Genomic DNA, 15,089 nt, shown 5'->3' on the forward strand with positions numbered 1-15,089 from the left:
GGTCGCAGGGGTCGTCGAGGTCGGGGTCGAACGGCCGCATCAGCCGACCTCCCGCGCGACGCCGCCAGCACCCCAGCGGTGGGTGATCTCGCCGCGGTCGTCGGTGGTGTAGTGGTCGCCGCCGTGGCCCTTGTCGGCCGCGCACCGCCTCGAGGCCGTGCTGTCGACCTCGAGGCAGTAGGCGAGACGGCAGCGGTGGCAGATGCCGCCGTGTTGATTGATCGGGCTGGTGCAGATGTCGCAAGCGAGGGTCACGCGAACCCCCGCCGCCCGTAGGCGAGCCGCGTCGACCGGTCGCGCTCGGCGACCTCGTCGGCCGTCAACGCAGGTCGACCGGTTGCGCGCAGCTGGTCGCCGAACGCGGTCCGGCAGCCGCCGCACACCTCGCCGACCGAGGCGACCGGCGAGGCGCAGCCCGGGAGGACGCAGTCGACGAACAGGCCGAGGGCGGTCACGCGTCCTCGCCGAGGTAGCGGAGGTAGACGACGCCGCCGCGGGCCTGCGCCTCCCATGCGCCGCCCGCGAATCCACGCTTGCCCTTGCGGATGTCGCTCGCGAACGAGGCCGACTGCTTGGCGGTGTACGAGTCCGCGGGCGTCGACGGGTACTCGAGCCAGCGGCCCGGGTTCCGGCGCGCGAGGTTGATCATCTTCACCCGGTACTCGGGGATCGACCGGCCGATCTTGTTCTTGCTCGCGGGCGGCGCGTCGACGAACGAGTACGCCGGGGCGACGTTCGCCGCCGCGGCCTCGCGGGCCTCGTCTCGAGCTTCCTCGCGGGCGAGGGCGCGCATCTCGCGGGCATCGAAGTCTTCGAGGGTGGTCACGCGGCCCACCCCCGCAGGATCTCGCGCAGCACCGCGGACTCGCGGCCCGCGGCGGTCAGGTCGCCGGCGGCCAGCGCCTCACCGATGAGGTCCATCTGCACCTGCAGGATCGCGGTCAGCACGACGCGGCCTCCTGCTCGGCGCGGATGCGGGCGATGATCTCGACGACCGGGACCGTGCGCGGCCGGTCCGCGCTGGCGCCCAGGTCAAGGGCGGGTTTACGGCGTAAGAAAGTCGACATGCGAAAGGTCTCCTTGGGTGGGTGTGGTCAGCTGCCGAGCCAGTAGCCGACGAGGGCCGCGGCGATGCCGGCGAGGACGACGGCCGCGGCCAGCAGCAGCGCGCCGATGCCCGGGGCTTCGTCGCCGAAGTCGGCGGTGAGGTCGTCGATCTGGTTGGCGGTCATCCAGTCGTCGAGGTCGTCGGACTCGATGTGCACGCCGTCGGGGGTGTGCAGGTGCGGGAGGTGTCCGAGGCCGCAGGCGACGGCCAGCGCGAACGGCGGGACCTTCGCGTGGTTGGCCGCGGACTCGATGCACAGGAGGTGGCTCACTGGTCGGTGCCCTTTCCGGCGAGTGTGGCGAGCTCGCCGATCAGCCGCAGCACCTGCGGCCTGGTCAGCTCGGCGTTGTTGGCGTGCAGGTAGATCCGCGTCGAGTCGTCCGCGACGGTGCCCATGCCGACGTGCACCTTCGGGGCTACCTCGCGGGGCTCGCGGTGCAGGCGGAAGTCGGTGGCGGTCATGCGTTCACCTCGATCTCGCCCGTGCCGCCGAGCAGCCCGCGCAGCTTCTCGATGCCCTTGACGGTCACGCGGATCGTCGGCGCGGGAAGCTCGTAGTCGCCGGTCTTCGAGTTCAGGAACGGGGTGGCGGGGCGCTCGTACAGGCGGCCGTTGTCGACCGCGGTCTGGTACGCCTCCCAGCCGCCTCTTTTGCCCTGGTGGCGGAAGATCCACTTGTGATGGGCCATGAAGTCGAACAGGCGGTCGCGGCCCGTCGAGATCGCGGGGTCCTGCGACAGGATCTTCGCGGCCTCGGCGACCGAGTAGTGGCCGTTCGCGGAGGCAAGGTTGTTCCATGCCTTCGCTGGCGCCTCGAGCTCGGCGATCTGCCGGTCCTTCGCCTTGAGCGTGGACGCCGCCTCGAGGAGCGCGGTTGCCATGAGCTCGGGCCCGGTGAGCGCGGGGGCGGGTGCCACCTCCGCCTCGCGGGTGCGGATCGCGAAGTACGCCTGCGCCGCGGCGACCTCCCGCTTGTTCGGGTCGCCGTTCATCGCGACGAGGTACGCAGCGAAGCGGGACAGCTCGTAGTCCTCGGCCGGGCGACCGCCGGACTTCTCAGTCGATCGCCTGAAAAGGTCTGCAGTGTTGGCGTTCTGGTTCTCAGCCGACTTGATCGCGCGGTCGATCGGGTTCTTGAATTCGTTCCATCGGGCGTAGCCCATCACGGGCATCAGGTCTCGCGCGGACCAGTACTCGGTGCCGTCGGCGCGGACCTTGCGGATTGCGTCGAACGGAGACTGGTCGTAGACCAGGGTTAGCTCGGTCAACTCTTCCTCCTGGTGCTCATCTGCTCTTCCTCGCGCAGCCAGCGCTCGAAGGTGTCGGGCTGGACGCGGATCCCGCCGGTGCGGATGTGCGGGAGCGGGTGGTTCTTGCGCCGGAACAGCCGGTAGACGGCGGTCGGGGCGAGGGACAGCCGCTCGGCGACGTCGGCCGCGGTCAGCGCGGGGCGGATCGCGGGCGGGATGGGATAGTCTGTGGTGGTCAACTCGACCTCCTCTGTGGGTCACAGGCCGCCGATGTTCTGCGAAAGCATCGGCGGCGCTTCTGTTTTCGGGCACGACGAAATAGGCCCTCGCAAGTCACACGAGGGCCGTCGTGCTGGTCACCCACCCCGACGCTGGTTGCCTACCGTCCGGCGCACCCCCAGGCCGCGGACCGCGGGAGGGGGCTCCATGAGCGTGTGGTCACCGTGTTCTCCCCGACGTCGTCGGGCGGGCCGTATGTGGCGCCGAGGTGGGTCTGCTGTGGAGTTCTCAAAGAGCGTGCCGACGATGCGGCGGATGCGGGGCCGCGGTCAGGCGGCGTGTCTGTCCGGAATCTCCTGGACGAGGGAGTCCAGGGGCCGACCGGTGGCCTTCTTGATCGCCATGAGGGTGGCGATCGTCGGCGCGGTCTTCCCGGCGCGGAGGTTGGCGACGGTGCTACCGGAGATCCCGAGCTTGTGGGCGAGCTTCTCGTCGCTGCTCAGGTGGTAGATCTCTCGCGTCGCGTCGAGGACCTCGGGGTCTAGTCGGATCATGTCTTCACCTCCTCGCTGTGCCGATCTGGTCTGGCGTGATCCAGTTAAGCACATGGTGTGCCTGGCTAGCAAGGAATTGGCTAACGCGTGTCGTTTGCGCGGGTTACGGCTGTGCCAAATTTGCACACTTGCCATGCGGTTGGCATAGTGGCGCACATGGATCACACCGAATGGATGCAGACGATGTGGGGCGACGAGAGCGTGCGCAGCGCCGCACGCCGGTCCGGGATCGCCCCGCGTTCGCTCGCGAACTACGTCGACCGCGGCGAGCTCCCAGCGGAGGCGGTCATCGCTATCGCGCTCGCCTACGGCAAGCATCCCGTCGGCGCCCTGGTCTCCACCGGCTACCTTGCCGAGGAGTTCGCCCGCGAGATCGACCCCATCACCGCGCTGCGCGAGGTTAGCGATGAGCAGATCGCCGACGAGGTCCTCCGTCGCATGAAGCTCGGCGGCGAGCACGCGGCCTTCGAAACTCCGATCGACGAGATGACAGACAGTCGCGATGCCGAGGTGCACAATCTGCCCATGCGACCAGACGGAGTGCTCGACACCAGCCGAATGAGGGGCGCCGCGTCGCGCCGGGTCAAGGAGGTCTACCCGGAGACGCCAGATGAAGGGCTCTAGACGGCATCACCCCTGGCGACACGCACGCGACCATCACCCTGCGATCGAGATCATCACCAACTGCCGGCTTCCCGACGAGGAAGCCGGCTTTTGGGATGGTGGGGGACGGATCTTTCTCGACCGGGATCTGACCCAGCGCAGTCGACGATCAGCCCTCGCGCACGAGTGCGCGCACGTCGAGCGCGGTATCGTCCCGGTCGACGCGGTGCTCGAGGCGCGCGAGGAGCGGGCGGTCGACATCATCGCGGCCCGCCGCCTCATCACCGTCGAGCTGCTGATCGACGCGCTGCGCTGGTGCCGGGGAGTCACCGGCGTCGAGCTCGCCGACGAGGTGTGGACCGACCAGCACGCGCTGAACGTCCGCCTCGCCTCGCTCACCCCGGCCGAGCGAGCGCAGATCACCGCAGCCCTGGCAGACTGCGACTGGGTGCACTGAACGAAGTAGGCCCCCACCTCGAGGCGCGAGGTGGGGGCCGAATGTCCTTGGAGGGGACAGGATGAGCGTACAGAAGCGGGTCCGCGGCGGCCAGGTCCGCTGGGTCGGCCGGTACCGCGGGCCCGACAGCCGGGAGCGGTCGAAGACCTTCGACACCCAGCGTGAGGCGAAGGCGTGGGTCGCCGAGCGGCTGCGCGAGATGCGCCACGACGACTGGATCGACCCGAACGCGCAGACCATCACCCTGGGGCAGCTCTGGGCAGACTGGGAGAAGTCCGCCACAAACAGCGGCACGAAGCGCGTGCGCGAGCAGATCGGCACGAACCTCGGCGCGCTGCGCGACGTCGAGCTCGGTCGGCTGCGGCCGACCCTCATCCGCGAGTGGCGTGCTGGGCTTCTCGCTGGCCGCGCCTGGGCGGACGGTAAGCCGCTCGCCGAGTCCACCGTGAAGAACTACTGCGGTCAGGTCGGCGGGTGCCTGCAGCGCGCTGTCGACGACGGCCTCCTGCGGAAGTCGCCGATGCCGAAGGTCGAGGGAGGCCGGCGGATGCAGCCGGTGCGCACGGCCGAGCTGCTGTCCGTCGAGCAGCTGTGGGCGCTCGTCGATGCGGCGTCCGACTTCCCCACGCTCGCGCGGATGATGGTCGTCTCCGCGGCGACCGGTCTGCGCGCGGGTGAGATCGGCGGCCTGCGGGTCCGGTCGATCGACTTCCTGCGCAAGGAGATCGACGTGTGCGAGCAGGCGGAGGCCGACACCACCGAGTTCGCGTGGCGCGGCTTGAAGACGGACGGGTCGCTACGGACGATCCCGCTGCCGAAGATCGCGATCGACACGCTCGCCGAGGAGTTGGCCGCGCGGCCGGTTGAGACCCGCGACATGCCAGTGTTCCGCACCCGCGGCGACGGCATGTGGTCATCGACGGCGATCGGGAAGGCGATCAACGCGCGGCGGCGGAAGGCGGGCCTGGACGACGCGGTGACGTGGCACTCGCTGCGCCACTTCTACGCGAGCACCCTGATCCAGGCCGGGGCGTCGGTGAAGACGGTCCAGGAGCGCCTGGGGCACTCGTCGCCGACGACGACGCTCGAGGTGTACACGCACCTGTGGCCGGGCGAGGATGAACGGACCCGGGCGGCCGTGGACTCGATACTGATGCGGGACGAGCGCGGGACCGACCCCCAGAGTGAGGCGGGCGGCACCTCGGTCTAGCTGGCGATACCGGCGGACACGCACGTGTTGACGAACATCTTGTCCCGCAGGATGCCCGCATTGTTGACGAGCACGTGCAGGGTGCCGAACTCCTCGATCGCGGTCCGCACCAGACTGCCAGCACCGTCGAAGTCGGAGATGTCGTCCTTGTTGGCGACGGCCTCACCGCCCATCGCCCTGATCTCCTCGACAACGGCCTCCGCCGGGCCGAGATCGTTGACGACGACCTTCGCGCCCTGCCTCGCGAATTCGAGTGCGTGCTCGCGGCCGATTCCGCCCGCCGCACCGGTCACGATCACCACGCGTCCGTCGTTGATGCCCATGTGTTCCACTCCCCACTCGGTGTCCGCTACGGGCCGAGGCCTCGGCCGGACGCCACGGTACAAGAGCATCGGCCGCCGACGGGGCGAGCCGACTCCGGCCGGTCGCGGTCAGGTCCGCGGCCAGTGCACGCCCTGACGCCGTTCGATCTCCTCGTTCAGCCGCCGCAACAGCGCGACGAGGTCGGTGCGGTCCGCATCGGTCCAGCCGCCGACGAGATCGTCGATGCCGGTGATGTTCCTGGTGCGGTCGCGGCGCAACGCGGCGAGGCCGGTTGGGGTCGGCCGCAGCCGACGCGCCGTGCCCCCGTCCGGGTCCGGAATCTTCTCGGCAAGGCCGGACCGGACCAGCGCAGCGGTCTGACGGTTGACGGTGTGTACGGTGCACATGCAACGCGGGGGGCGTTCGTTCCTGCCGCGACGAACGCACAGAGAGAGACCCGTGACCCTCGTCGATCCCCCTGCCGCCCGACCCGATTCCCGGGCAGGCCTCATCCTTCCGACGCTGGCGTTCGCGGGCATCGTCGTGTCGCTGATGCAGACCCTCGTCGTTCCGCTGATTCACGCGCTGCCCGACCTGCTGAACACCTCCTCGGCGACCGCCTCCTGGGTGGTCACCTCGACGCTGCTCGCCGCCGCCGTCGTCACCCCGATCGCGGGGCGACTCGGCGACATGGTCGGCAAGCGGCGAATGATCCTGATTTCCATGGCCTTTCTGGTCGTTGGGTCGGTGGTGTGCGCGCTGAGCAGCACCGTGACCCCGGTGATCATCGGACGGGCACTGCAGGGAGCCGCGACCGGCGCCATCCCGCTCGGCATCAGCATCCTGCGCGACGAATTGTCGCGGGAGCGCGTCGCCTCGGCCATCTCGGTGATGAGCTCGACGATGGGGGTCGGTGGCGCGATCGGGTTGCCCGTCGCGGCCTGGACCGCGCAGAGCTACAGCTGGCACGCCCTGTTCTGGGCGGCGGCGATCCTCGGTGCGCTGGTGGCGATCTCGGTCGCGGTGCTGGTGCCCGAGTCCGCCGTCCGGACGCCGGGACGTTTCGACTACCCCGGCGCGATCGGCCTTGCCGGTGGCCTGGTCGCCCTGCTGCTCGCCCTGACGAAGGGGGCGCAGTGGGGGTGGACGAGCCCGCTCACGCTCGGGCTGCTCGGCGCGTCGATCGTGATCTTCCTGATGTGGGGCACGATCGAACTGCGGACCACCGACCCGCTCGTCGACCTTCGGGTGTCCGCGTCCGCGACCGTGCTGTTGACCAACGGTGCCTCGGTCCTCACCGGATTCGCCATGTACGCCACCTCGTTGACGGTGCCGCAGCTCCTGCAGGCACCGCCGGAGACCGGATACGGGTTGGGCCGGTCGATGGTGGCCGCCAGCCTGTGCATGGCACCGGCAGGCATCGTGATGATGATGCTCTCCCCGGTCTCCGCACGCCTGACCCGACGCCACGGCCCCCGGGTCACGTTGATGGTCGGCACCACGGTCATCGCCGCCGGGTATCTGATCGGTGCCGTCGCGATGAACTCGATCTGGCAGCTCGCGGTCGTCTCCACCATCATCGGCGCGGGCATCGGCATCGCGTACGCGGCGATGCCCGCGCTGATCATGGGTGCCGTCCCGATCCGCGAGACCGGCGCGGCCAACGGACTGAACTCGTTGATGCGTCTGGTCGGAACGTCGTTCGCTGCCGCGGCGATGACCGTCGTGCTCACCTCGATGACGCAGCAGCACGGGCCGGTCGAGGTGCCGACCCGGGAGGCGTTCGTGGTGACCTTCCTGATCGGCGGCGGCGCGGCCGTCATCGCGCTGCTCGTCGCGTTCTTTATCCCGCGCCGGGCCCCGGAGCGCGAGCCCACCGCTTCGGCCCGGGTCGAGGTGGGCGCGGGCTCCGCGCGGTAGCGCAGGTCGACCGGACCGCGCAGGCCCCGGCCAGCGGATCGACGACTCCGACCCGCGGACCCGGCGCGGTCAACGGGCACCCCGCCACCGGAGCGCCTACGCTGGCCGGGTGGCCCCCGACAATGGCGGGCGGGCCGCTCACCGGGCCCGCCACCGTACCGTCGCAACCACCGGCTCCCACCAGGGGTGGCCGGTCCGGTTCGCCGCGGTCGCGTGCGTCGCCGTCGCCGCGACCGGATGTTCCCAGCGCGGCACCGACCCGGAGCCGGTCGCCCTGCTCACCACCATCCAGGACGGCGAGCTTCCGTGGACCGATGTCCTGCTGCCACCGCAGACGCCGACGATCGTCCCACCCGGCCCGCCGGGCAGCGAACTACCCGCCGACACCACGCCGGTGGTGACCGGCGACCGCGGCGGGCTCTACGGCGGGAGCCTCGAGCGCCCGTTGTGCGACAGTGCACGACTCGTCGACGACCTCGAGCACGATCCGGTGAAGCTGGCGGCCTGGTCCGAGGTGCAGGGCGTCTCGGACGTGCGTGGCTACGTGGACGCCCTGACACCGGTGCTGCTTCGGGCGGACACGCGGGTCACCGGCCACGGGTTCGACGACGGACGCACCACCGCGCGGGACGCGGTGCTCGAGGCGGGGACGATCGTCCTGATCGACGACCACGGGATCCCGCGGGTCCGGTGCGCGAACGGGACACCGCTGAGCACCCCCACCTCGGATGTGAACCCCACCCCGAACGTCGTACCCTGGCCCGGGTTCGACCCCGATCGGATCCTGGTGGTGCGGCCGTCGCTCGATGCGATGGGCATGGTGTCGGTGGTGGACATCGCCACCGGCGCGCTGACCGCGGTCCCGGTCGGATCCGGTCCCCCTGGCCCGACTCCGGCACCGACGATCCCGCCCGCGGCCCCGGCACCGGCACCCGCCCCGGTTCAGGCCGCTCCGGTCGAGCAGGCGCCGCGGCGCGCGGCCGCGGAAGTGCCAGCGCCTGCGCCTCCCCCCGCGCCGGAGCCGCCGCCGCCCCCCGCTCCGGCCCCGCCCGAGCCTGCACCCGAGCCCGTCGTGGTGCCACAGCCGCCACCGCCACCGGCCCCGCCCGCCGAGATCCGGGTCGAGGTGCCGGGTCTGCCTCCGCTGGTGATCCCGGTGCCGCGGTGAGACTTTAGGTGAGCACCTCAACGAGGGTGGTCTCGGAGTCGCCGATCATGTAGGTCTCGATCGCGTCGAGGTGCTTGCGCCAGAAGGTCTGCGCCGCGACCGTGTCGCCGTCCCGCATCAGGCCGAGCACCCGAAGGTACGCACGGTGCGCGGCGCGGGCGGCGGGCCGCTCGTTCGCCCCACCGTGGGACGCGATGAACAACGCGTGATGGGCGTCGATGATGTGCACCACCATGCCCGCGAGCACCGCCAGCGTCTGGTTGCCCGCCAACTCGATCAGGGCCTGGTGCACATCGACGTCGTGCCGGGAGAAGGCTTCCGCGTCGTCGAGGAGGTCAGCCCCGATCTCCACCAGCGCCTCGAAGGTGTCGAGCTCGGCGTCGTGGGCGCCGTCCGCAAGGGTCCCGACCGCGGCCACCTCCAGCGCCGCCCGAGCCCGGTACACGTCGACGAGGGGGACACCGCGATACTGCAGCAGCAGCCCGGTGTAGCGGGCGGCCGCCGCCGAGTCCGGCGCGAGGACCCGGGCACCGCCATGCGCGCCCCGCAGCACCGTGATGATCGACTCGGATTCGAGGATGCGGAACGCCTCCCGCAGGGTCGGCCGGGACACGCCGAACTGCTCCATGAGCGCGGCCTCGTTGGGCAGCGGGTCGCCGACCTCCAGTTCACCCGTGATGATCCGGCGGCGCAGGCTGGCCGCGACCAGCTCACCGGCCTTCGGCACCCGGACGACGGACGACTTCGCAGCCACTCCCACGACACCCCTCTTCGATCCGCGGCCCGCCCTGGCAGGCCGATACGACGCACCAACCGTACAAGGGTTCACCTGATCGGCTGTTGCCAGCTCAGGTGGGTGTCTCGTCGTCGGCGACCCCGGACAGGTACGCCCGCCGAACGGTGTCGAGATCGGCGGCAATCTCCGCGGCGGTCCCCTCAACGATCACCCGCCCCCGTCGCATCACGTACACCCGGTCCGCGACCTGCAGCACCTGACGCACGTGCTGTTCGACCAGCAGGACACCGACCCCACGTTCGTCGGCGGCGGCCCGCACCACGGCGAGCAGGCGCGCGACGATCTGCGGCGCAAGGCCGAGCGACAGTTCGTCCGCGAGCAGCAGTCGAGGGTTTCGGGCGAGCGCCCTGGCCAGGGTGAGCATCTGTTGCTCGCCACCGGAGAGCAGGCCGGCCTGCCTGCCGAGCAGCGGCCGCAGCTCCGGGAAGATCGCGCAGGCCGCGTCGGCGGGCACGGCTGCGAGCTTCAGGTTCTCGGCCGCGGTGAGGCCCATGATCACCGACCGTTCCTCGGTGACGTAGCTCAGACCGCGCCGGGCCCGGGCCGCCAGGGAGGTCCCGGCATCGGACCCGAGGACGCTGACCGTGCCGGCGAGCGGGGCCAGTTCGCCCGCGACGGTCAGCATCGTCGTCGACTTCCCGGCACCGTTGGCGCCGATCAGCGCGACGACCTCACCGGCCCGCACCCGAAGGTCCAGGCCGCGGCAGACCACCGCGCCGCCGTACCCGGCGTCCAGCCCGGCGCAGTCGAGAACGGTTTCCCCGGTGGTCCGTTCGGTTGCGGTGGTGGTCATGACAGCGCCCCCGTGGTCTCGTCGTCGGTGCCCAGATACGCGGCGCGGACCCGTTCGTCGGCCATGATCGTGTCGGGGTCGCCCGCGGCGATCACCCGGCCCGCCTCAAGCACCACGATCCGGTCGCACGTCGACATCACCAGCCCCATGTCGTGCTCGACGAGCAGCACCCCGGCACCGCGCTCATCGGCCAGTCGCCGAATGCACTGCGCAAGTTCACGACTCTCGGCATCGTCCAGCCCGGCGGCCGGTTCATCGAGCAAGACCACCGACGGTCCCGACGCGACGGCCCGGGCGATCCCGACGAGTCGACGCCGCCCATACGGCAACTCCCCCGGCATCGCGGACAGGTCGTCGGCGAGCCCGAAGTCGAGGACCGCGGTCGACGCGGTCGCCGATAGTGGTCGTTGTCGCGGCCAGATCAGATCGGTCAGCCAGCCCGCGCGGGTCGCCTCATCGGCGCCTGCGTGGATGTTGTCGCCAACGGTGATGTCCTCGAACAGTTCGAGGGATTGGAAGGAGCGACGCAGACCGCACCTGGCGCGGCGGGCCGTCGACCATCCGGTGATGTCGTCGGCACCGAGCGCGACGCTGCCCGCGGCCGGTGCCACGAAGCCGGTGATCGCGTCGATGACCGTGGTCTTGCCAGCCCCGTTGGGCCCGATCAAGCCGACGACCTCGCCCGGTCGGACCGTCAGGTTGACATCGTCGACGGCGGTGACCCCACCGAATCGGACGCCAAGCCCACGGACCGTGAGCGGGGCCGCCGGGACGGTCGACGTGTCCACCTCGGTGGTGAGTTGCTGCGCCTGCGGGCCTTTCGACCGTGCGGGCAGCGCCGATATCGGGGGGCGTCGACGGATCGCGCGGGCCACCCTGGTCAGCATGTCGGCGATGCCGTTCTGGTTGACGAGCAGGATCACGATCAGGACGACGCCCCCGATCAGCGTCGCGAGCGCGCCACTGCCGGATCCGTCGGACAGTGCCCTACTGACGATCGCGCCGGGCCCGAGCAGGGCCCCGACTATGCCGCCGATCACGTATCCGAGGCCGCCGGTCACCGTCTGGACCACCGCGTTGATCGACGCGAACGCGTTGAACTCGACGTATGTCACCGCCGAATTACGCAGCCCCAGCAAGATTCCCGCGACCGCCGCGATTCCGGCGGCCAGCGCGAAGGCATAGATCTTCACCGTGAACACGCTGATTCCGAGCGACGCGGCCGCGCGCTCGTTGGTGCGGACCGCGATCAGCCTGCGCCCGGTCCGGGAGCGGCGCAGGTTCGCAACGATCACGCCAACGACCACGAGGACCGCCAGGCAGAGCAGCGCCCACCGTTCGGGGTGGGTCGTTGCGGTGACATCGACGCCGAACAGCGTCAACTTCGGGATCCGGACGGAGTTGTCGAGCTTGTCCCCGGTGAGGGCGGGATTGCCGAACACCATTTCCTGAACGGTGAATCCGAGCCCGAGGGTGACGACGGCGAGGTTGACGCCGCGGGTGCGTAGTGCTGGCAGGGCGAACAACACGCCGACCACAACGACGGCGGCCACCGCGACGATCGCGGCCGGGATCAGGGACCACCCGGCCTGGCCAACGAGTCGGGCGGCGATCAGGGCGCCGAGCCCGCCGACCGTGTACTGCGCCAACGACAGCTGGCCCGCGTACCCGGTGACCACGACGATCGACAGCAGGAACACCGCCGCGGCCAGGGTCAGGGTCAGCGACCGCAACCAGTCGCCGCTGAACGCGACCGCGATCACCGCGATCACGACGGCGACGACCAGCCCGGGCCAACGGACGGCGCCCGAGCCGAGGCGCGGGAGGCGTTCCGAGACGTGGCTCCGCAACGGTAGGCCCTTGCCCCGCACCACCAGCACGATCAGGATGACAAGGAACGGCACCGCCCGGTTGATCCCGGTCAGGGTTGGCATGTGCAGGAATTCGCGGATCGGGTCCTGGTAGAGCACGACCAGGCTCTCGCCGACACCGAGGACAAGTCCCCCGAGGAGGGTGAGCGGGAACGATCGGAAGCCGCCGAGCAGGGCGGCGGCGAGCGCGAACACGGTGACGATCACGACGAACGCGGTCGGCGTCAGGCCGGTCAGTGGGGCGACGAGGATTCCGGCGACGCCGGCGAGTGCGCCGCCGACGGTCCAGGTCAGCGCCGCCAGACGCTGTGGCGACCAGCCCAGCGCCGCGGCCGCTCGCTCGTTCTCCGCGGCCGCGGTGATCGCCAGCCCGACCCGGGTGAACCGGGTCGCCGCCCACAGCAGGGCGGTCAGGACAACCGCGATGCCCAGCAGGATCAGCCGGTCCTGCTGCACGACGATTCCGCCCCAGTGGTAGGCGTCGTTCGGCAGAAAGGCCCGCACCCGAATGGATTTCGACCCGTAGAACTGCTGGACCGCCGATTGCAGGATCACCAGCAGGCCGAGGGTGGCCGCGAGCCGCACGATGGGGGCGGCGTTCGCGAGCCACCGCAGCACCGTCAGCTGGAAGACCAGTCCGATCGCGCCCGCCACCGCGACCGCGGTGGCGATCGCGAGCCACATCGGCCAATCCTGGTCACGCTGCAGGGTTTCCACACACAGGTAGGCAGCGACCATGGCGATCGCACCCTGCGCGAAGTTCACCACCCCGGACCCGCGGTAGACCAGCACCACTCCCTGCGCGAGCAGGGCGTAGGCCGCTCCGGCGCCGAGCCCGAGGATGGCGAACTGCACGAACTCCGTCATCACCGCTCCCCGATCGGGTGGTCCGCGCTACTGGGAACGCAGGTCGTACTGGTTCGGGTCGGTGACGACGACGTCACCGTCGAAGCTCATCCGATACATCTTCGAGTTGGACACCCGCTGGAAGATGCCGAACGGCTCGGTCGCGTTCGGGGTCCAGGCCGGGACGAGCCCGGCCATGTCGAGGTCCTTCGCGTTCATGAAGCCCTGGGCCACCGCATTCGCGCTGATCGTGTCGAGCCCCTCGGCGACCTCGCCGAATGCCCGCACCGACAGCCAGGAGAAGATCTCGGTTCCGTTGAGCTCCGACCGTTCGAGGTCGGCGTCCCCGGATGCCTCCATGTCGTCCAGGAAGTCGACCAACCCCGGGAAGTCGTCCGTGCTCGACGACGGCGCAGGCACCGGGCTGGTGTACACGGAGGTGGTCGCGAAGTCGCCGAGGTTCTGCAGATCGGTCTGGGTGAATCCGGTGGCGGCGAGCGCGAAGCTGAGCTTCGATCCGAGCTGGTTGAACGCCTCCGCGATCTGGTTCGACTCGGTCGCGGTCAGCGCCATGATGACGCCCTGCGCGTCGTTGCGTTCGGCAGCGGCCACGAACTGGGTGTAGTCGGTGGCGCCTGCACCGACGGCGACCTCGTTGACGATCTCGGCGCCCTTCGACTGCACGAACGGGCCGATGAACTGGTTGAGCATCGCGGTGACCGGGAGGTCCGGCCGCATCAGGGTCAACTTCGTCTTCCCGTTGGCGACGAGGGTGTCCACGGTGCCGAACAGGGTCAGCAGTGAGCCGGAGAACGGGGTGTACACGTTCGGCGCGGTGAAGTCGGCGATGTTCATGGGGTTCATGCCGATCCGGGGGATGCCCGCGCTCGCGAGCTTCTCCGACACCGCCTGCGGGGAGGCGGCGGTGAAGTCCGCGAGGGTCGCGACGACGCCGTCGGCGATCATCTTGTCGACGCAGTCGAGTTCCTTGTTGGGGTCGCCGACGGAATCGCACTGGATCAGTTCGAGCGGGCGCCCGTTGACGCCGCCGCGCGCGTTGAACGCGTCAACCGCCGCCGTGAGTCCCGCGGCCTGGCTGGCCACCGAGATGCCCGGCGCCTCGATCGGGATGATCTGTCCGACCCGGATCGGCTCGCCGGTGGCGGCGGAACCACCCGTCTCGGCGTCACTGCTGCTGCACCCACTGATCACGAGGCCCGCGGCGGCCAGTGAGGCAATGGCGGGAACGAGTCGCTGCGAAAAAGTTCGGGTCAACGGACCATCCTTACGACGACGGACCTGGGCGTCGGCTGTACCCGATCACCCGGAGCGCCAGCTCGTCGCCCGGAAAACCGGAAATACGGCATTCCGCCCAGCATTTCGCAGCATCGTATGAAGCCAACGCGGGTCGCGGGAGCGGATTCGCAAAATCCGATTGCCGATGTCGCGTCGATTGCGTTCGAATCCGCTACGCGAAGCTCACCAGTCCGGCTAAATTCCGAATATTGTTGTGCATCAATTACATCGACCACCCGGAGCCTTTGCCAGCGGAACGCGACCTGGCGACCCCGCGGAAGCTCAGACGCCTGGCGGCCATACGGTTCGCGCCGCGAACAACACAGCCCGGCGGAACAGACGGCCGCCCCACCGAATCGAATCCACTCTCCAATCCGGAAGCCCCTGCTCATGTCAGCGCGGGCCGGAAGCAGTTGACCTCGCCAAGCCACGCCGCTGATGCCTGGGGTTGGCCCCGCCCAGCGGACACAGCGTCAGACGGCTCCTGCCGCCTTAGTGAACTACTTCTCATACTCGGCCGGACCGATCATCTCGATCGCCGAGTGTCAACGACGCCGGTTGTAGACCCGCTCGATCCAGTCCCCGACAGCGATACGGTCGGGGAGAGTCCCCTGGGGTGGTGGGAATCGGGTGAGACCCTGACCTGCAGGATCGGCCGCGTGTCGGTCCCGTAGCAAGGACGGGCCATCGCGTAG

At 70.0% G+C, this 15,089-nt stretch carries 20 protein-coding genes and 1 pseudogene; 5 read left to right on the top strand and 16 right to left on the bottom strand.

Annotated features, from left to right (window positions below; all coding sequences use genetic code 11):
• Positions 1-39: 39 nt before the first annotated feature.
• The 10 genes from ACFWQG_RS13200 to ACFWQG_RS13245 all read right to left on the bottom strand — a co-directional run bounded on the left by ACFWQG_RS13200 (position 40) and on the right by ACFWQG_RS13245 (position 3,131).
• Positions 40-255 carry a hypothetical protein gene (locus ACFWQG_RS13200; protein WP_378508075.1) on the bottom strand — a complete coding sequence of 72 codons (216 nt, stop codon included), beginning with the start codon at positions 253-255 and terminating at the stop codon, positions 40-42.
• Positions 252-455 carry a hypothetical protein gene (locus tag ACFWQG_RS13205; protein WP_378508076.1) on the bottom strand — a complete coding sequence of 68 codons (204 nt, stop codon included), beginning with the start codon at positions 453-455 and terminating at the stop codon, positions 252-254. The genes ACFWQG_RS13200 and ACFWQG_RS13205 overlap by 4 nt, the downstream gene beginning before the upstream one ends.
• The gene (locus tag ACFWQG_RS13210) at positions 452-826 is read right to left on the bottom strand and encodes a hypothetical protein (protein WP_378508077.1); all 375 of its coding nucleotides are present in this window, start codon (positions 824-826) and stop codon (positions 452-454) included. The genes ACFWQG_RS13205 and ACFWQG_RS13210 overlap by 4 nt, the downstream gene beginning before the upstream one ends.
• Entirely contained in the window at positions 823-948 is a 126-nt protein-coding gene (locus ACFWQG_RS13215; protein ID WP_378508078.1) for a hypothetical protein, read from the bottom strand. The genes ACFWQG_RS13210 and ACFWQG_RS13215 overlap by 4 nt, the downstream gene beginning before the upstream one ends.
• Positions 942-1,067, bottom strand: coding sequence for a hypothetical protein (locus ACFWQG_RS13220; protein WP_378508079.1), 126 nt, complete (start codon positions 1,065-1,067; stop codon positions 942-944). Before ACFWQG_RS13220 ends, ACFWQG_RS13215 begins: the two co-directional genes overlap by 7 nt.
• 27 nt (positions 1,068-1,094) lie before the next feature.
• Positions 1,095-1,379 carry a hypothetical protein gene (locus ACFWQG_RS13225; protein ID WP_378508080.1) on the bottom strand — a complete coding sequence of 95 codons (285 nt, stop codon included), beginning with the start codon at positions 1,377-1,379 and terminating at the stop codon, positions 1,095-1,097.
• Positions 1,376-1,570 carry a hypothetical protein gene (locus tag ACFWQG_RS13230; protein WP_378508081.1) on the bottom strand — a complete coding sequence of 65 codons (195 nt, stop codon included), beginning with the start codon at positions 1,568-1,570 and terminating at the stop codon, positions 1,376-1,378. Before ACFWQG_RS13230 ends, ACFWQG_RS13225 begins: the two co-directional genes overlap by 4 nt.
• On the bottom strand, positions 1,567-2,376 hold the full coding sequence (locus tag ACFWQG_RS13235; RefSeq protein WP_378508082.1) for a phage antirepressor KilAC domain-containing protein: 810 nt from the start codon (positions 2,374-2,376) through the stop codon (positions 1,567-1,569). The genes ACFWQG_RS13230 and ACFWQG_RS13235 overlap by 4 nt, the downstream gene beginning before the upstream one ends.
• On the bottom strand, positions 2,373-2,597 hold the full coding sequence (locus ACFWQG_RS13240) for a helix-turn-helix domain-containing protein (RefSeq protein WP_378508083.1): 225 nt from the start codon (positions 2,595-2,597) through the stop codon (positions 2,373-2,375). Before ACFWQG_RS13240 ends, ACFWQG_RS13235 begins: the two co-directional genes overlap by 4 nt.
• 309 nt (positions 2,598-2,906) lie before the next feature.
• Positions 2,907-3,131 (bottom strand): helix-turn-helix transcriptional regulator, encoded by a 225-nt coding sequence (locus ACFWQG_RS13245; RefSeq protein WP_378508084.1) that lies wholly within the window; start codon positions 3,129-3,131, stop codon positions 2,907-2,909.
• Between the two features lie 156 nt (positions 3,132-3,287).
• Here ACFWQG_RS13245 and ACFWQG_RS13250 point away from each other — a divergent pair, with 156 nt between their 5' ends.
• The 3 genes from ACFWQG_RS13250 to ACFWQG_RS13260 all read left to right on the top strand — a co-directional run bounded on the left by ACFWQG_RS13250 (position 3,288) and on the right by ACFWQG_RS13260 (position 5,401).
• Positions 3,288-3,755, top strand: coding sequence for a hypothetical protein (locus ACFWQG_RS13250; RefSeq protein WP_378508085.1), 468 nt, complete (start codon positions 3,288-3,290; stop codon positions 3,753-3,755).
• Positions 3,742-4,191: a hypothetical protein gene (locus ACFWQG_RS13255; RefSeq protein WP_378508086.1), complete on the top strand. Its 450-nt coding sequence runs from the start codon at positions 3,742-3,744 to the stop codon at positions 4,189-4,191. The genes ACFWQG_RS13250 and ACFWQG_RS13255 overlap by 14 nt, the downstream gene beginning before the upstream one ends.
• Positions 4,192-4,252: 61 nt before the next feature.
• A complete protein-coding gene (locus ACFWQG_RS13260; protein ID WP_378508087.1) occupies positions 4,253-5,401 on the top strand; it encodes a tyrosine-type recombinase/integrase in 1,149 nt (382 codons plus the stop codon).
• 26 nt (positions 5,402-5,427) lie between these two features.
• Here ACFWQG_RS13260 and ACFWQG_RS13265 read toward each other — a convergent pair.
• Positions 5,428-5,724 (bottom strand): annotated as a pseudogene (locus ACFWQG_RS13265) (SDR family NAD(P)-dependent oxidoreductase); the annotation flags it as partial.
• Positions 5,725-5,832: 108 nt separating this feature from the next.
• Positions 5,833-6,111: a hypothetical protein gene (locus tag ACFWQG_RS13270; RefSeq protein WP_378508088.1), complete on the bottom strand. Its 279-nt coding sequence runs from the start codon at positions 6,109-6,111 to the stop codon at positions 5,833-5,835.
• Between ACFWQG_RS13270 and ACFWQG_RS13275 the strand changes: the two genes are divergently transcribed.
• Positions 6,110-7,624, top strand: a complete 1,515-nt coding sequence (locus ACFWQG_RS13275) for an MFS transporter (RefSeq protein ID WP_378508097.1) — start codon at positions 6,110-6,112, stop codon at positions 7,622-7,624. The two genes, ACFWQG_RS13270 and ACFWQG_RS13275, sit on opposite strands and share 2 nt — an antisense overlap.
• 109 nt (positions 7,625-7,733) lie before the next feature.
• Positions 7,734-8,792 carry a DUF6777 domain-containing protein gene (locus ACFWQG_RS13280; RefSeq protein ID WP_378508089.1) on the top strand — a complete coding sequence of 353 codons (1,059 nt, stop codon included), beginning with the start codon at positions 7,734-7,736 and terminating at the stop codon, positions 8,790-8,792.
• Positions 8,793-8,796: 4 nt separating this feature from the next.
• Here ACFWQG_RS13280 and ACFWQG_RS13285 read toward each other — a convergent pair whose 3' ends face one another.
• The 4 genes from ACFWQG_RS13285 to ACFWQG_RS13300 all read right to left on the bottom strand — a co-directional run bounded on the left by ACFWQG_RS13285 (position 8,797) and on the right by ACFWQG_RS13300 (position 14,373).
• Positions 8,797-9,552, bottom strand: a complete 756-nt coding sequence (locus tag ACFWQG_RS13285) for a FadR/GntR family transcriptional regulator (RefSeq protein WP_378508090.1) — start codon at positions 9,550-9,552, stop codon at positions 8,797-8,799.
• Positions 9,553-9,640: 88 nt separating this feature from the next.
• On the bottom strand, positions 9,641-10,381 hold the full coding sequence (locus ACFWQG_RS13290; RefSeq protein ID WP_378508091.1) for an ABC transporter ATP-binding protein: 741 nt from the start codon (positions 10,379-10,381) through the stop codon (positions 9,641-9,643).
• On the bottom strand, positions 10,378-13,119 hold the full coding sequence (locus ACFWQG_RS13295) for an ATP-binding cassette domain-containing protein (RefSeq protein ID WP_378508092.1): 2,742 nt from the start codon (positions 13,117-13,119) through the stop codon (positions 10,378-10,380). Before ACFWQG_RS13295 ends, ACFWQG_RS13290 begins: the two co-directional genes overlap by 4 nt.
• Before the next feature lie 27 nt (positions 13,120-13,146).
• A complete protein-coding gene (locus tag ACFWQG_RS13300; RefSeq protein ID WP_378508093.1) occupies positions 13,147-14,373 on the bottom strand; it encodes an ABC transporter substrate-binding protein in 1,227 nt (408 codons plus the stop codon).
• Between the last annotated feature and the right edge of the window lie 716 nt (positions 14,374-15,089).

Source organism: Rhodococcus sp. NPDC058532 (genome assembly GCF_042719255.1).
In the GTDB taxonomy this organism is placed as follows: Bacteria; Actinomycetota; Actinomycetes; order Mycobacteriales; family Mycobacteriaceae; genus Rhodococcus_G.

Bases quoted from the DNA above. Each gene is read 5' to 3' on its own strand.
- ACFWQG_RS13220 (WP_378508079.1), bottom strand. From the start codon at position 1,067: ATGTCGACTTTCTTACGCCGTAAACCCGCCCTTGACCTGGGCGCCAGC.
- ACFWQG_RS13230 (WP_378508081.1), bottom strand. From the start codon at position 1,570: ATGACCGCCACCGACTTCCGCCTGCACCGCGAGCCCCGCGAGGTAGCC.
- ACFWQG_RS13245 (WP_378508084.1), bottom strand. From the start codon at position 3,131: ATGATCCGACTAGACCCCGAGGTCCTCGACGCGACGCGAGAGATCTAC.
- ACFWQG_RS13250 (WP_378508085.1), top strand. From the start codon at position 3,288: ATGGATCACACCGAATGGATGCAGACGATGTGGGGCGACGAGAGCGTG.
- ACFWQG_RS13255 (WP_378508086.1), top strand. From the start codon at position 3,742: ATGAAGGGCTCTAGACGGCATCACCCCTGGCGACACGCACGCGACCAT.
- ACFWQG_RS13260 (WP_378508087.1), top strand. From the start codon at position 4,253: ATGAGCGTACAGAAGCGGGTCCGCGGCGGCCAGGTCCGCTGGGTCGGC.
- ACFWQG_RS13275 (WP_378508097.1), top strand. From the start codon at position 6,110: ATGCAACGCGGGGGGCGTTCGTTCCTGCCGCGACGAACGCACAGAGAG.
- ACFWQG_RS13270 (WP_378508088.1), bottom strand. From the start codon at position 6,111: ATGTGCACCGTACACACCGTCAACCGTCAGACCGCTGCGCTGGTCCGG.
- ACFWQG_RS13290 (WP_378508091.1), bottom strand. From the start codon at position 10,381: ATGACCACCACCGCAACCGAACGGACCACCGGGGAAACCGTTCTCGAC.
- ACFWQG_RS13295 (WP_378508092.1), bottom strand. From the start codon at position 13,119: ATGACGGAGTTCGTGCAGTTCGCCATCCTCGGGCTCGGCGCCGGAGCG.